This window comes from Mesorhizobium sp. WSM4906 (assembly GCF_029674625.1).
Classification (GTDB): Bacteria; Pseudomonadota; Alphaproteobacteria; order Rhizobiales; family Rhizobiaceae; genus Mesorhizobium.
In genome coordinates, this window is record NZ_CP121355.1 from 5,890,752 (window position 1) to 5,905,210 (window position 14,459).

Here is a 14,459-nt window from a genome sequence, read left to right on the forward strand (position 1 = left end):
CATAGGTACCACCGCCTTGCAAGCTCACGGGCCGGAAAGTCCGGCCCATGAGTAGCTTTCGACCGCCTACTGCTGGCAAGCCGGTTCGCCCTCCTGTCCGCAAGACGGCCTCTTCTTGAACTGCTGCTGCGGCTGCTCCTGCGGGACACGCCGCTCTTGCATCTGTGGTCTCGGCTGCGCACGGAATTCCGGCTTCGGCTCCGATCTCTGCGGCCGGAGCACCTGCTCGGCCGGCCTTTCCTGCCTGAACTGGCGCTGCGCATTCTCGTTCGGCCTGTTGACCCTGAAATTGCGCTGAACGTCGACTTCCGGGCCGCCGGCCCCTTCCTCGTTCTGCAGCCTGCGGAACTTCCTGCCCCCGCCGCCGGCTGCGCCCTGAGTCTGATCGGAGAACACGGACGGATTGTTCCTCCTGAGCCGCTTCTGCATGCTCGGCTCGTTGTCGGTCGGCTCACCGTTGACGGTCGGCAGTCTGCGGAACTTCCTGCCCCTGTCGTTCCCGCTGGGCGCGCCCTGATTTTCGTCGGAGAACACGGACGGATTGTTCCTCAGCCGCTCCCGCACGCTCGGCCGATTTTCGGCCGGCGCACCGTTGACGGTCGGCAGCTTGCGGAACTTCCTGCCCTTCTCGTTTCCGCTGACCGGGCCCTGATTATCCGGTTCGACCACGGACTGGCCGGCGGACAAATCCCTGCGCCTCAGCTTTTTCGGTTTGCCGGTGCTTTGATCGGAGAAAGCGTTGGGATTGTTCTTCCTGAACCTCTCCTGAGCGCTCAGCTCGTTGTCGGCCGGCGCACCGTTGACGGTCGGCAGCTTGCGGAACTTCCTGCCCTTCCGCTGATCCGTGCCCTGCTCTCCGGTCACGGCGGCGCCGGCATTTCCCGTCGCTTCCTGGTTGCCGCCCGCGATGCCTTGCTTTCCGAGCTGCTTCCTGGACCTGTTGCCCGGCAAATTCTGTTCGTTGAGCGCCGGCTTGCCGTTGACGAGCGGCAGCTTTTTGCCGTCGGCTCCGGGCAAGGCGTGGTCGCGCGACAGCTTGCCGGTCGCGGACTGGGTCTCCGGCTGCGCGGTCGCGGCGCCTGGCTGCTGACCCTGGATAACACGCTGGCCGGGCTTCGGTGGCAAGCCCACCTGTTGCCTGGACTGGGCCTGACCGGATATGGCCGCCCGCTTCTTCAGCAGCGGCGGCAGCGCAACCTTGGCCGCCAGCGCATCCGCGCGGGCGCCAACGGCGCCTCCGACCGTCTTTTGGCTCGTGGTGACGCCACCCTGGGTATTGCCGCTCGGCTGCGCGGCCTGATTGATGGTCTCGTTTCTGATCGTCGTGTTGATGTTGTTGATGACGGTCGTGTTGTGGATGTTGTTGAAGATGATGTCGTTCGGCGGCGGCACGATGTGGCGCGGCGGGTTGACGAACACGGGTATCGGCACGAACACCGGCGTCGGCAGGATGTAGACGTCAACCGGCGGTGGCGGCGGCTCAAGCACGACGAAATCCGGCGGCGGCGGCGGCAGGAAGACCACCGTGATCGGCGGCGGCGGCTCGAAATCGAAATCGGGATCGTCGAAATAGAGCACCGGCCGGTCGATATAGATGATTTCCTCTTCCGGCGGCGGCGGCACGTCATAGACGATGACGGTGAAGCTCGCCGGCGGCTCCAGATCGGCATCGAAATGCTCCAGGCGGCGGCGCGCGTCCCAGGCATGCGGGCCGTGCGGATAGCGCTCCAGATAGGACCAGTAGGCTTCAGGCGTGTCTGTCATCCAGGTCTCACGCCAGGTGATCGCCTCGCGCCGGGCCGCGAGGATGGCGCGCACACGCTTGGCCATCGGATCGTGCGGATAGACGTCGAGGAAATCCTCGTAGCCGCGCATTGTGTCGCGCTCGAGGGCGGCAACATAGGCGTCATGCGCGCTGAAGTCGCGAATCGGCCTGGTGCGCATCGCGCGGGTCTCCGCGGCCGAAACTTTGGGCGGGGGAGCTTCCGCGCTGCGTTCGAAGAAAACGAAAGGCGCGGTTATCTTCGAAGCGCTCCATGGCAGTTCCCCGCCCTGCGTGACTTCGCTGACACGCAGCCGCGTGCGGTCGAACACGTCCTGCAGCGACAGGCCGCCTTCGCGCATCATCTCGGCCAGCGCCTGGGCGTAGGCTCCGTAGGCGCCTTTGCCCTCCGGCGCGACCGTTCCGGGAGCGGCGTTGAAGGCAATCAGCATGTTCGGATCGGGATCGACCAATGCAAGGCCACCGGCCAGCGGCTCTTTCGACTGCGGAAACGGATTTGGCCGCGCCGCGTCGAGCACAACGATATTGACCTTGGTCGGCAGCCCGGACAGCGACCTGGTGACGTCTGAGATCCGCATCGCCTGAAGCGGGACATCGGCCGGATTGGCGATCTGGGCATCGACCGGAAGGAAGTAGTTCTCGCCCTCGAACTGCACGCCATGCCCGGCGAGATAGATGAAAACGACGGCGTCAGGACCGGCGGCCGATACCTTGCCCATGAAATCGCGGAACGCGCCGCGCAGCGAGTCCTGGTCTACGTCGCGCGCGCCGACCACATCGAACCCGGCGGCCTGCAATGTCTGTGCGATCAGGCCGGCGTCATTGGCGGCCGTTGCGAGTTCGCCGGTCTTGTAGGAGCCATTGCCGATGACGAAGGCCAGACGCTTTTCGCCTTGCGCCAATGCCCCGGTTGCGGCGCTGACCGCGAAAAAGATGAGAATGACGACGAGGCCGAGGAATTTCTGAAGCGCCTGCATGGCAATCCGCTTTCCTTATCCGGCATCCCTCCGGAACATTAACGCCGGAGAGGCAGGAATGTTTCCCTAACAGCGCAAAATTAAGAGCCCGCATAAAGGCGGCTTTAGGGCGCAATTTCGTCGGAAGAACAGAGGCTTCACAAAATTTCTTGCGAACCAGCGGTTGCGGATTACCGCCGCCGCTTCGGCTTCTCCAGCAGCGCGACCGCCTCGACATGCGGCGACCACAGGAACTGGTCGATCGGCGTCACGCTGTTCAGCTGATAGCCGCCGTCGAGGAGGATGCGCAGGTCCCGTGCCAGCGTCACCGGATTGCAGGACACGGCCGCGACAAGCGGCACGTCCGAGCGGGCGATCTGCTTCGACTGGTCCTCGGCGCCGGCGCGCGGCGGATCGAAGACGAGGCCGTCAAAGCCGTTCAGTTCCTTAAAAGTCAGAGGCCGGCGGAAGAGGTCGCGACGCTCGCTTATCACCCGCTTCAGGCCGCCGGCGAAACGAAAGGCGCGGTCGAGCGCCGCAAGGGCCGGCGCATCTCCCTCGACGGCATGAACCTCCGACCTCGCCGCAAGCCTGAGCGCGAAGCTGCCGCAGCCTGCAAAAAGGTCGGCGACTTTCTTGGCGCGCGACAGATGCCGCCCGACGAGACCAGCCATCGTCTGCTCGGCGGCCTCCGTCGCCTGCAGGAAGGCACCGGGCGGCACTGCGACGGCGACCGACCCGAACTGCACCACCGGCTTTTTCGGCTCGACGATCACCTCGCCGTCGATGGAAAGCCTCGCCAGGCCCTCGGCCATCACGAAATTCGAGGCGATGCGGCGCTGGTTTTCGCCGAGCTTGCCCGCATCCTGGACGGCAACATCGAGGCCGGACGCCGTGACCGTGACCGTCATGTGGAAGGGTTTCGGCGTGGCGCAAACCAGATTGGCCAGCCTCCGCAAGCGGTCGAGCGACCCTACGATCGCCGGCAGCGAGATCGGGCATTCCTCGATCGGGATGATCTCGGAGGAGAGTGCGCGCACGAAGCCGAGCAGCATGCCGGGCTCGGTGCGCCTTGCGCTGAAGACGACGCGGCGGCGCGTCTGCGGCGCGCAAGGCACCAGCGCATCGATCTCGCCGGCGATGCCCTTGGCCTTCAGCGCCTGCACGACCCGCTCGCGCTTCCACTGTCGATAGGCCTCGGCCTCGAAATGCTGCAGCGCGCAGCCGCCGCATTCGGCGAAATGGCGGCAGGGCGGATCGACCCGGAGCGGCGAGGCTTGCAGCACCGACATCAGCGTCGCGCGGTCCTTATGGCGCGCGGCGGTGACCGTCTCGCCCGGCAGCGTGAACGGGATGAAAACCTCGCCGCCATCAGCGCTGGCGATGCCGTCGCCTTGTGAACCGAGCCTTGAGATGGTGAAGCGCGCGCTCATCGCGATGCACCGTCCTTGACGGCGGCGAGCAGGAACTCGCGATTGCCGTCGCCGCCTTCGATCGGCGACGGGTGCAGCCCAAGCACGCGCCAGCCCAGCATGGCGGCAAGCCAGTCGCGCAATTCTGTGGCGATGCGCTCGGCACCGCCCGGATCCTTGAGCAGTCCGCCCTTGCCGATCGCTTCGCGGCCGGCTTCGAATTGCGGCTTGACGAGAAGCAGCGCTCCGGCGCCCTCGCCGGCCAGCGCAAGCGCCGGCGGCAGCGCCATTTTCAGCGAAATGAAGCTGACGTCGCAAACGAGGAAATCCGGAACGCGGCCGCCGAGATCGGCGGCGGTCAGGTCTCGTGCATTGAGACCCTCGATTACCGTCACGCGCGGGTCGCCGGCAATATCCGCATGGATCTGGCCGTGGCCAACATCGATCGCCGTGACATGGGCGGCGCCACGTTCGAGCAGCACCTGGGTGAAACCGCCGGTCGAGGCGCCGATGTCGAGGGCCTCGCTTCGCGAAGGATCGAGGCCGAAATGATCAAGCCCAGCAATCAGCTTCAACGCCGCGCGTGACACATAGGCCTGCGCTGGATCGTCGACCGCCAAGACACAATCTGGTGCGACAGGCTGGCCGGGTTTGCGGGCAACGCTGCCCTCAACGGTCACCGTGCCGCGCTCGATCGCATCGCGAGCGCGCGAACGGCTGGCGAACAGGCCGCGCGCGACGAGCAAGTCGTCGAGCCTTGGGCGCGTTCTGGCTGGCACAGGAGAACTCATCGGCCTTCATTGGCGAAAGCCGAACGCGAAGGCAATGGCAGCGTGTTGAATATAACGTGGAGCGCGGCAGAATGCAGATACCGAAAGTTCGCTCACCCAGCCGAGGAGGAGGCCATGCTGAAGGGAACCTGCCATTGCGGCGCCGCCCACTGGACCCTGGAAGGCGATCCGGGATCGATCACGGCCTGCAACTGCACACTCTGCCGCCGCTACGGCACGCTCTGGGCCTACGACTATCTCGACGAGCGTATCCGCATCGCAGGACCAATGAGTTCATACACACGGGCCGAAGTGGCCGAGCCGGCGCTCGAGATCCTGTTCTGCCCGACATGCGCCTGCGTGCTCGCCTGGCGCGGTCTGCGTTCAAGCGGCCGCATTCGGATCGCCGTCAATGTCCGGCTGGCGCCGCCGGAGGCCGTCGCCGACCTGCCGATCGACCATTTCGACGGTCTCGACACATTCGACGACCTGCCGCGCGACGGCCGCTGCGTGCGCGATCTCTGGTTCTGATTTCTGTTTGATGCATGTCGTTGTCCCAAAACCGCGGGACGCTTTTGAGCGACATGCATCAGAAGACTGTTCGCGAAGCCGGGCGCTCGACGGCCGGCATCAGCCCGTCGTCGTTGGAAGCCTGGCTGCGCGGCTCAGCCGCAACCGGTTCGCCCCCCGGCAGCACCACCATTTGAGGAACCTGCTTATAGGAGAAGCCGCCGCGGATGTTGCCCATCTTGCTGGCGACGATGTCCATCACCGCCTTTTCGAGATTGCGGTCGTAACGCGTTTCGGCTGCCACCGGTGCGGCCATGGCCATCACAAGGGTCATGCCGCTCAGGAACGATTTCATTGTTCTTATCCCCTGCCTAGGACCAAGGTCTTAGCAGGGCGCCGTTGAAAATCGGCCAAAAGAGAAGGTAACCGAACCGCCAAACGAAAGCGTTAACAAATACTTACAGCCGGAAGCCGGCAAAGGGATTCAGCACGTTGAGATTTCGATTCAGGCGCGCTGCGCCTGCACGCCGTGGCCGAGCGCGGCAAAGACCGTGCGCACGATGCCAGCCGTATCGAGGCCCGCGTCGGCATACATCTTCTCGGGCTTGGCATGATCGATGAATTCGTCCGGCAGCACCAGCGGGCGCACCTTGAGTCCGTTTTCCAGCAGTCCTTCATGGGCGAGGAAATGCAACACCTGGCTGGCAAAACCGCCGACCGCGCCCTCTTCCACAGTCACCAGAACCTCATGCGAGCGGGCAAGGCGGCGGATGAGGTCCTCGTCCAGCGGCTTGGCGAAGCGGGCGTCGGCAACGGTGGTGGAAAGACCTGCCGCGCCAAGCTCCTCCGCGGCCAGCAGGCAATCCTGCAGCCGAGTGCCGAAGGACAGAAGCGCCACCTTGGTGCCTTCCTTCAGGATACGGCCCTTGCCGATCTCGAGCACCGAGCCGCGCTCCGGCATGTCGACGCCGACACCGTTGCCGCGCGGATAGCGGAAGGCGATCGGGCCGCCATCATAATCGGCCGCGGTGCGCACCATATGGCGAAGCTCCGCCTCGTCGGCTGCGGCCATCACGACGAAGCCGGGCAGCGTGGCCAGGAAGGTCGTGTCGAAGGCGCCGCAATGGGTGGCGCCGTCGGCACCGACGAAGCCGGCCCGGTCGATCGGGAAGCGCACCGGCAGCTTCTGGATCGCCACGTCATGCACGACCTGGTCGTAGGCGCGCTGCAGGAAGGTCGAATAGATGGCGGCGAACGGCTTGTAGCCTTCGGTGGCGAGGCCGGCAGCGAAGGTCACCGCGTGCTGCTCGGCAATGCCGACATCGAAGGTCCTGGTCGGGAACGCCTCGCCGAACAGGTCGAGGCCGGTGCCGCTCGGCATCGCGGCGGTGATCGCCACGATGCGGTCGTCCTCGCGCGCTTCCTGGATCAGGCTCTCGGCGAAGACCTTGGTGTAACTCGGCGCATTGGCCGGCGCCTTGGCCTGCGCGCCGGTGATGACGTCGAACTTGTTGACGCCGTGATATTTGTCGGCCGCCGCTTCCGCCGGCGCGTAGCCCTTGCCCTTCTGGGTCACGACATGGATCAGCACCGGGCCGTCGGCATTGTCGCGGACGTTCCTCAGCACCGGGATCAGGTGCTCGAGATTGTGTCCGTCGATCGGGCCGATGTGATAGAAGCCCATCTCCTCGAACAGCGTGCCGCCGGTGACGTAGCCTCGCGCATGCTCGACCGCGCGCGTGATGGCGCGGTCGGCGCGCTTGCCGAGATAGGACGACAGCTTCTTGCCGAAATCGCGCAAGCCCAGGTAGGCCTTGCCGGATGCGAGCCTGGCCAGATAGGCGCTCATGGCACCGGTCGGCGGGGCGATCGACATGTCGTTGTCGTTGAGGATGACGATCAGGCGGGCGTCGAGCGCGCCGGCATTGTTCATTGCCTCATAGGCCATGCCGGCGGACATGGCGCCGTCGCCGATGACAGCGATGACGTTGTTGCGACCGCCAGCGAGCTCGCGTCCCATGGCCATGCCGAGGCCGGCGGAAATCGAGGTCGAGGAGTGAGCTGCGCCGAATGGGTCGTATTCGCTCTCTGCCCGCCGGGTGAACCCGGAGAGACCACCCTCCTGGCGGAGCGTGCGGATGCGGTCGCGGCGGCCGGTCAGGATCTTGTGCGGATAGGCCTGGTGGCCGACATCCCAGATTAGCCGGTCTTCCGGCGTGTTGAAGACATAGTGCAGCGCAACCGTCAGCTCGACGACGCCGAGGCCCGCGCCGAGATGGCCGCCGGTGTGCGACACGGCATCGATCAGCTCAGCGCGCAGTTCCGTCGCCAGCTGCGGCAGCTCGCTTTCCTCAAGCGCCCGCAAATCCGCGGGGATGCGGACCTTGTCGAGGAGCGGCGTATCGGGCTTCGGGTTCACTCTGGTGCGGCCTGCTGAAATCTTAACGTTGCATCAGAGCGGTTAACCGTTTCACCGCACCGCTCTGTCTTTTCTGTTTCACGCAATTCCGGACGGAAAACCGCTTCACACTTTTCCCGGAATTGCTCCAATCTTCACAATATGCGCCTTGATCATGCGCGAAATATGCCGCCGGCGAGCGAATGTAAATGCGTGTCAGTGACGCGGTCGGCGCAGGATGTCCATCCTGCTCTAACCTTCCGGCAGCGGAATGAATTCTTCCTCATCACCAGGAACGATATCGAAGCGGCCTGTCTTCCATTCTTCCTTGGCCTGCTCGATGCGTTCCTTCGAGGACGAAACGAAGTTCCACCATATATAACGCTTGGAGCCCAGCGACGCTCCGCCGAACAGCATGAAATGCGCGCCGCGCTCCGACGTAACGACGATCTCCTCGCCCGGTTTGAACACCAGAAGCCGCTCGGCCGGGAAGCGGTCGCCGGCAATCGAAACCTCGCCCTCCAGCGTGTAGATGGCGCGCTCCTCGGCATCGGCCGGGATCTTCACGCTGGCGCCCGCCGCGAGCCGCAGATCGGCGTAGAGCGTTTCCGAGGCGGTCGTGACCGGCGAGCGCAGGCCGGAAAATTCACCGATGACGACGCGGCCGCTGACGCCCTCGGCGTCGATCTCGGGCAGGCGGATCACCGACGTGTTGGCGAACACCGGGGCGATTTCTTCCTGGTCGTCCGGCAGCGCAAGCCAGGTCTGCAGGCCGGAGATCGACATCGGCGCGCCGCGCAGCTCCTCCGGCGTGCGTTCCGAATGGACGATGCCGCGGCCGGCGGTCATCAGGTTCACGTCGCCTGGCGCGATCACCATCTCGGTGCCGAGCGAATCGCGATGCCTGATCTTGCCGTCGAACAGATAAGTGACGGTGGAGAGCCCGATATGCGGATGCGGACGCACGTCGATCGCGTGGCCGGCGCGCAGGATGGCCGGACCCATGCGGTCGAAGAAGATGAACGGACCGACCAGCCTGCGTTTCGCGGTCGGCAAGGCGCGGCGAACCTCGAAGCCGCCAATGTCCTTGGCGTTGGGGATGACCATCAATTCGATCTGGTCGCAGGAGAAGGCATCGCCGGCCTCAGGATCGTTACCCGGGAAGAAGCTCATGTCACGACCTCAGGCGAAGCGGAGCGCGGACCTGGCTTTCGCCTTGGCGGCCTCTTCCTCGCGATTGCGCGGATGCTGGGTGGTTTCGAGGCTGTCGAGCAGCTCGCGCGCGGCGGCCGCGATCGCCTCGACGGCGTGGTGGAAGGCATGCTCGTTGCGCTTGGACGGCTTGGTCGAGCCACTCAGCTTGCGCACGAACTGCAAGGCCGCGTCATGGACCTCGTCGTCGGTCGCCGGCGGATCGAAATTGAACAGGGTCTTGATGTTTCGGCACATGCTTGGACTCCTTGCCTGTTTCTCTCCCCCGCCGCTTCCGTTCTATTCGGCGTCGAGCGGCTCCGTTCCCACCGGCTTGCCGTCGCGCGACAGCCTGATCTTCTCGACCTTATCCTCGGCGGCCTTGAGCAGCCGGTCGCAGTGGGCCTTCAGCGCCTCGCCGCGTTCGTATATCCTGATCGACTGGTCGAGCGGGACATCGCCGCGCTCCAGATCATCGACGATCTTCTCCAGCGCGTCGAGCGCCTGTTCGAAGCTCATCGCCTTGACGTCTTCATTAGCTTCATCAGCCATAATTCATCCCTTCATCAGCCGCCCGACATGGGCGGCGACCGAAAATGCCAGTCCTTGCAGATCGTAGCCGCCCTCCAGCAGGCTGACGAGCCGGTTGCCGCTGTGGCGCCCGGCGCGATCCATCAGTTGGCCGGTTGCCCAGTCGAAATCATCCTCGGTCAGGTTGATCTCGGCCAGCGGATCGCGATGGTGCGCATCGAACCCGGCGGAAATGATGATCAGGTCCGGCTTGAACGCATCGATCGACGGCAGCACGCGCGACAGGAAGGCGTCGCGGAACGTGTCGCTGCCGGTGCTCGGCGCAAGCGGCGCGTTGACGATGTTGCCGGCGCCGGTTTCGCTTTTGGCACCGCTGCCAGGATAAAGCGGCATCTGGTGCGTCGAGCAATAGAGCACCGACGGATCGTCCCAGAAAATGTCCTGTGTGCCGTTGCCGTGATGGACGTCCCAATCGACGATGGCGACGCGCTCGGCCTGATGCTTCTTCTGCGCATGACGAGCGGCGATCGCCGCGGTGTTGAACAGGCAAAAACCCATCGCGGTGGTCTTTTCGGCGTGATGGCCGGGCGGGCGCGCGGCAACGAAGACATTGGCGGCGCGGCCCTCGAAGACATCGTCTATCGCCGCATTGGCGGCGCCGATCGCCGTCACCGCGGCCTGCCAGCTTTTCGGACTGGCGCTGGTGTCGGCGTCGATCGAGACGATACCGCTCGCAGGAATGGCCGCGCGGATGCGGGCAACAAAATCCTCCGGATGCGCGTAGAGGATCGTCGCCTCGTCGCCTTCCGGCGCCTTGACACGGTCGAGGGCCGAAAAAGCCTCGTCGTCCAGCACGCGTTCGATGGCGCGCAAACGGTCCGGCCGCTCGGGATGGCCGGGCGGCGTGAGGTGTTCCAGAAATACCGGATGGGTGTAGAGACGGGTAGCCATGGCCCCTAATCTAGGCACCTGTCGCCCGGATAGCTATGTTCCAGCACCGAATGATTGGGGAAAATCGCGCCGTGCCGTGTCGCTGGCGGCATTGGCGCGGCTTCCGCTTCACGATAAGGTCCCATCGCTGCCTGGTGCCCGCGGACGCGGGAGAATCGGGAACACGGTTGAATTCCGTGGCGTGCCCAACGCTGTGAGGGGGACCGCGCCGGCAAAAGCCACTGTCCTGGACGGGAAGGCGCCGGATGCGGGTCGATCCCGAGCCAGAAGACCGGCCCGGCAGACATGGTCGTCCGCATGGTCAGGCGGAAGACTGCTTTCGCAAGGGGACAAGCGATGCAGGCACGAACGGCCGCCACGAGCGGCGACGACTTTGACCAATTGGCGCGCGACGCCGTCTACCGGGCGATGTTCACAAGACGGGACGTGCGCAGCCATTTTGTTTCGGACGATCTCGACGATCGCGTGCTTGCGCGGCTGCTGACAGCCGCCCATCACGCGCCATCGGTCGGCTACATGCAGCCGTGGAACTTCATCGTCATCCGCGATGCGGCAAGGCGACGACAGGTGCGCGACCTGTTTCTGGCCGCGCGCGAGCAGGAACTGCCGGCGATCGAGGCGGAGCGGCAGGCGCTCTACCGCAAACTGAAGCTCGAGGGCATCTGCGAAAGCGCGCTAAACCTGTGCATCACCTGCGACCGACAGCGCTCGAAGAATTCGCCGCTCGGGCGCTGGCACAATCCGGAGATGGACCTCTACAGCACCGTCTGCGCGGTACAGAATTTCTGGCTGGCGGCGCGCGCCGAAGGCGTCGGCGTCGGTTGGGTGAGCATCATCGAAACCGAGGCGCTGAAGCGGCTCTTGTCGATCCCCGAGCATGTCACGCCGATCGCCTATCTCTGCGTCGGCCGCGTCTCGGCATTCGCGCCGAAGCCGGACCTCGAAGCGCATGGCTGGGGCAAGCGCCTGCCGCTGCCCGAGCTGGTGATGAGCGAAACCTTTTGCGGTGCCGGCGAGGCACAGCTCAAGTCGGCGATCGCCCGCCTTGGTTCGGGGGACGAGCGAAGCCGTGATCAGTCTGCCGTCGTGGAGGCTGCCATTCAAGCAGCCCGGGGCGAATCCCAGCGCGAGCCGCCGAAGGAGCCGAGCGCCTTGTCGCGAAGCTCCCTGAATTTCGACGAGGCCTCGGCCAGCCGCCCATCCCAGTCAGGATTCGGAACCTGGCCCTCGATGGTGTCGAAATAGACCTGCATCAGCGAAGCGATGGCGAAGGGTTCGATGAAGGCAGCCTTGAAAGCCCAGGCGAAGACGATGGCGAGCACGAAGGCCCAGCCGGCAAGCTGCCCCGGTATCACCCAGAGGATGGCGGCTGCCGGGGCCAGCATCAGCAGGAAGATGACGAAGGACACACCCCACATGATCACCGCCAGCCAGACGGCGTTCTTGACCATATGCTTGCCGTTCTGCGCGTAGAGCACGACGCCTTGCCTGGCGGTCTCGAACGGCGAGTTCGAATTGATGCGGATGTTATAGCCGAGGATGATCTCGTCGACATAGGTCAGCGACAGGCGGATGACCGTGTTGATGAAGCTGACGATGCCGCTCAAGCCGGGAATGGGCAGGAACGCCGCGATGCCGCCGATCAGGCCGGTGATGGCGCGGATGGCCCCCTTCACCAGCTGGTCGACGACGAAAAGAATGTTGGCCTCGGCGAAACGCTGGGTCACCACTTCCTTCGCATAGGCGATCTGGCCCTGGCCGTCGGGAACGTCGTGGCCATCGATCAGATGGACCATGACGGCGATGTGGCCGGCCTTGAGAACGTAGAGGATATATTCGCGGATCCAGTAGACGGCGATCGAGACGACGCCGAAGCCGACCACGCCGCCCCATAAGGCAAACGACATCGGTCCGTCCGGATCGGTGGAGATATGGCCTACGCCGTAGCCGACGCTGGCGCCGGTGCCGGTCGCCACGATGTAGGCCACCGTGATGCCGAAATAGACGATCATGCGAAAGACGATGAACGGCCATGTCCGCATCATGATGGACACCGACCGGCCGATGCTGAAGTCCCACATGGCCCCGACTCTCCCGCCCCGCGCATGACCCCGAAAATCGGAACCGATTTTCGGAAAGGATCATGCGCAAACATCAAAAGTGTTACAGCATCCTTTGCGCGTTCAAGGAACGCGCTGCGCTGTAAGAGAATGGCCGGAGAGGATGCGCTCAGGTCTGCGATTGTCAATTGCGGCGGCACCGTGACCGCCTCAAAACGGTGCACAACCCGGCGATATCGTTACCCGATCGTGCGGTCGGGGCTTTTTGCGCAAGCCTTCGAGCAGTTGCTTGAATGCCGCTATCGCCTTCTTCGACGTCGCTTCGGGGTCCCTGGAATTGGCGATGCGCTGCGAGGCCTGGCTGCTGGCGCCGTTGATCAGCCGCGCCGCGGTCTCGGGATCGAGATCGGGAAGACCGCCGGTCGTTCGTTTTCGCCAAAACCCATCGCCATCGCTCGAAACTAGCCGAAGCCTTTCAAACTTCGTCATTCCAGGGCGAAGCAGGAGCGAAGCTCCGTCGCGGAGACCCTGGAATCCATGCCGTTACCTTAGCCGTAGAGTGCAGCGAAGCAGAATTCTGCACCGTTGCAACGCGTCAAGGTCACGGAATGGATCCTCGGGTCTTCGCGCGTCGCTTTGCTCCTTGCTCCGCCCGTGGATGACGACGTCGCGGACGCTTCCGAACTTCCGGCGCATCCCTCGACAGCCTACAGAATCTCCGTCTTGGCGATATGGATGCCAAACCCTTCGAGGCCGACATAGTGGCGCTCGCGCGAGGCGATCAGGTTGATCGAGGAGATGCCGAGATCCCTGAGAATCTGGGCGCCAAGGCCGATCTCGCGCCACTCGCTCTCGCGCCGGCGCGCCTCCTCATGGTCCTCGCGCTCGCCGCTCATCGGGCGCCTGCGCTCCTGGTGGGCGACGCCGACCGAGCCTTCGCGCAGATAGACGATAACGCCGCGCTTGCGCTCGCCCATTGCCTTCATGATGTGATCCAGGCGGTGGCTGGTGCCGAAGACGTCGGTCACGACGTCCTCCGAATGCAGGCGCACCGGCACTTCCTCGCCGTCGCGGATGTCGCCGAAGACGACCGCGACGTGATGCATGGAATCCCAAGGCAGCGTGTAGGTGAAGACCTGCGCCTTGCCGCCGGGCGTGTCGATGTCGGAGCAGGCGACGCGCTCGACCAGCGTTTCCTTGCGCTGGCGGTAGGCGATGAGGTCGGCGACCGAAACCTGCTTAAGGCCATGCTGTTCCGCGAAAGCCTGAACCTCGGGGCCGCGCTTGACCGTGCCGTCGTCGTTGACCAGTTCGGAAATGACGCCGACCGGAGGCAGGCCAGCGAGCTTGCAGAGGTCGACCGCGGCCTCGGTATGGCCGGAACGCATCAGGACACCGCCTTCGCGCGCGATCAGCGGGAAGATGTGGCCGGGGCGTACGAAATCGGTCGGCCCGACATTGCCGTTGGCGAGGTTGCGAACAGTGAGCGTGCGGTCATCGGCGGAAATGCCGGTCGTGGTGCCGTGCTTGAAATCGACGCTGACGGTGAAAGCGGTGGTGTGGGCGGAATCGTTGTCGGCCACCATCGGCGCCAGGTTCAACCGCCGTGCCTCCTCGCGCGGCATCGGCGTGCAGACGATGCCGGACGTGTTGCGGACGATGAAGGCCATCTTTTCCGGCGTGCAGTGCACCGCGGCGACGATCAGGTCGCCCTCGTTCTCGCGCCCGTCATCGTCCATGACGACGACGATCTCGCCGCGCTCGAAGGCACGGATCGCTTCGACGATCTTCTTCTGGTCGTAAGGCATACGTGCTCGCTTCGCTCGCAGGGGAGTAGGGGAATAGGGCAGTAAGGGAGTAGGGAAAAGCAAAAAGTTTGACGTCAGGGCACGACGTA

12 protein-coding genes, 2 pseudogenes and 1 riboswitch are annotated in these 14,459 nt (G+C 64.5%); of the genes and pseudogenes, 2 read left to right on the top strand and 12 right to left on the bottom strand.

What is annotated here, in order from left to right; genetic code table 11:
• Nucleotides 1–66: 66 nt before the first annotated feature.
• The 3 genes from QAZ22_RS28615 to QAZ22_RS28625 form a co-directional block, all read right to left on the bottom strand.
• Entirely contained in the window at nt 67–2,760 is a 2,694-nt protein-coding gene (locus tag QAZ22_RS28615; protein WP_278204272.1) for a caspase domain-containing protein, read from the bottom strand.
• Between the two features lie 170 nt (nt 2,761–2,930).
• A complete protein-coding gene (locus QAZ22_RS28620; protein WP_278204274.1) occupies nt 2,931–4,172 on the bottom strand; it encodes a class I SAM-dependent RNA methyltransferase in 1,242 nt (413 codons plus the stop codon).
• Nucleotides 4,169–4,942 (bottom strand): TlyA family RNA methyltransferase, encoded by a 774-nt coding sequence (locus QAZ22_RS28625; protein WP_278204275.1) that lies wholly within the window; start codon nt 4,940–4,942, stop codon nt 4,169–4,171. The genes QAZ22_RS28620 and QAZ22_RS28625 overlap by 4 nt, the downstream gene beginning before the upstream one ends.
• Nucleotides 4,943–5,056: 114 nt before the next feature.
• Between QAZ22_RS28625 and QAZ22_RS28630 the strand changes: the two genes are divergently transcribed.
• On the top strand, nt 5,057–5,452 hold the full coding sequence (locus tag QAZ22_RS28630; protein ID WP_278204276.1) for a GFA family protein: 396 nt from the start codon (nt 5,057–5,059) through the stop codon (nt 5,450–5,452).
• Nucleotides 5,453–5,510: 58 nt separating this feature from the next.
• Here QAZ22_RS28630 and QAZ22_RS28635 read toward each other — a convergent pair whose 3' ends face one another.
• From QAZ22_RS28635 to QAZ22_RS28660, 6 genes are all read right to left on the bottom strand, one after another.
• Nucleotides 5,511–5,786 (bottom strand): hypothetical protein, encoded by a 276-nt coding sequence (locus QAZ22_RS28635; RefSeq protein ID WP_278204277.1) that lies wholly within the window; start codon nt 5,784–5,786, stop codon nt 5,511–5,513.
• Between the two features lie 150 nt (nt 5,787–5,936).
• Complete coding sequence (gene dxs / locus QAZ22_RS28640) at nt 5,937–7,850, bottom strand: 1-deoxy-D-xylulose-5-phosphate synthase (protein ID WP_278204278.1); 1,914 nt, start codon at nt 7,848–7,850, stop codon at nt 5,937–5,939.
• A gap of 231 nt (nt 7,851–8,081) precedes the next feature.
• The gene (locus QAZ22_RS28645; protein ID WP_278204280.1) at nt 8,082–9,002 is read right to left on the bottom strand and encodes a pirin family protein; all 921 of its coding nucleotides are present in this window, start codon (nt 9,000–9,002) and stop codon (nt 8,082–8,084) included.
• A gap of 9 nt (nt 9,003–9,011) precedes the next feature.
• Nucleotides 9,012–9,278 (bottom strand): DUF2277 domain-containing protein, encoded by a 267-nt coding sequence (locus QAZ22_RS28650; protein ID WP_127426349.1) that lies wholly within the window; start codon nt 9,276–9,278, stop codon nt 9,012–9,014.
• A gap of 42 nt (nt 9,279–9,320) precedes the next feature.
• Nucleotides 9,321–9,572, bottom strand: a complete 252-nt coding sequence (locus QAZ22_RS28655) for an exodeoxyribonuclease VII small subunit (RefSeq protein WP_278204284.1) — start codon at nt 9,570–9,572, stop codon at nt 9,321–9,323.
• Between the two features lie 3 nt (nt 9,573–9,575).
• Nucleotides 9,576–10,502: a histone deacetylase family protein gene (locus QAZ22_RS28660; RefSeq protein WP_278073315.1), complete on the bottom strand. Its 927-nt coding sequence runs from the start codon at nt 10,500–10,502 to the stop codon at nt 9,576–9,578.
• Between the two features lie 115 nt (nt 10,503–10,617).
• Nucleotides 10,618–10,797, top strand: a riboswitch (cobalamin riboswitch).
• Nucleotides 10,798–10,910: 113 nt separating this feature from the next.
• Here QAZ22_RS28660 and bluB point away from each other — a divergent pair.
• Nucleotides 10,911–11,423, top strand: a pseudogene (gene bluB, locus QAZ22_RS28665) (5,6-dimethylbenzimidazole synthase); the annotation flags it as partial.
• A 179-nt stretch (nt 11,424–11,602) separates the two neighbouring features.
• On the opposite strand, the gene QAZ22_RS28670 reads toward bluB, so the two are convergent.
• The 3 genes and pseudogenes from QAZ22_RS28670 to ribB all read right to left on the bottom strand — a co-directional run bounded on the left by QAZ22_RS28670 (nt 11,603) and on the right by ribB (nt 14,370).
• Nucleotides 11,603–12,583: a hypothetical protein gene (locus QAZ22_RS28670; protein WP_278204286.1), complete on the bottom strand. Its 981-nt coding sequence runs from the start codon at nt 12,581–12,583 to the stop codon at nt 11,603–11,605.
• 189 nt (nt 12,584–12,772) lie between these two features.
• Nucleotides 12,773–12,976: pseudogene (locus QAZ22_RS28675) on the bottom strand (hypothetical protein); the annotation flags it as partial.
• 293 nt (nt 12,977–13,269) lie between these two features.
• On the bottom strand, nt 13,270–14,370 hold the full coding sequence (gene ribB, locus QAZ22_RS28680; RefSeq protein ID WP_278204287.1) for a 3,4-dihydroxy-2-butanone-4-phosphate synthase: 1,101 nt from the start codon (nt 14,368–14,370) through the stop codon (nt 13,270–13,272).
• Between the last annotated feature and the right edge of the window lie 89 nt (nt 14,371–14,459).

Coding starts and splice junctions, on each gene's coding strand:
- ribB (WP_278204287.1), bottom strand. CDS start 14,370: ATGCCTTACGACCAGAAGAAGATCGTCGAAGCGATCCGTGCCTTCGAG.
- QAZ22_RS28650 (WP_127426349.1), bottom strand. CDS start 9,278: ATGTGCCGAAACATCAAGACCCTGTTCAATTTCGATCCGCCGGCGACC.
- QAZ22_RS28620 (WP_278204274.1), bottom strand. CDS start 4,172: ATGAGCGCGCGCTTCACCATCTCAAGGCTCGGTTCACAAGGCGACGGC.
- QAZ22_RS28615 (WP_278204272.1), bottom strand. CDS start 2,760: ATGCAGGCGCTTCAGAAATTCCTCGGCCTCGTCGTCATTCTCATCTTT.
- QAZ22_RS28625 (WP_278204275.1), bottom strand. CDS start 4,942: ATGAGTTCTCCTGTGCCAGCCAGAACGCGCCCAAGGCTCGACGACTTG.
- QAZ22_RS28655 (WP_278204284.1), bottom strand. CDS start 9,572: ATGGCTGATGAAGCTAATGAAGACGTCAAGGCGATGAGCTTCGAACAG.
- QAZ22_RS28630 (WP_278204276.1), top strand. CDS start 5,057: ATGCTGAAGGGAACCTGCCATTGCGGCGCCGCCCACTGGACCCTGGAA.
- QAZ22_RS28645 (WP_278204280.1), bottom strand. CDS start 9,002: ATGAGCTTCTTCCCGGGTAACGATCCTGAGGCCGGCGATGCCTTCTCC.
- QAZ22_RS28660 (WP_278073315.1), bottom strand. CDS start 10,502: ATGGCTACCCGTCTCTACACCCATCCGGTATTTCTGGAACACCTCACG.
- QAZ22_RS28670 (WP_278204286.1), bottom strand. CDS start 12,583: ATGTGGGACTTCAGCATCGGCCGGTCGGTGTCCATCATGATGCGGACA.
- QAZ22_RS28635 (WP_278204277.1), bottom strand. CDS start 5,786: ATGAAATCGTTCCTGAGCGGCATGACCCTTGTGATGGCCATGGCCGCA.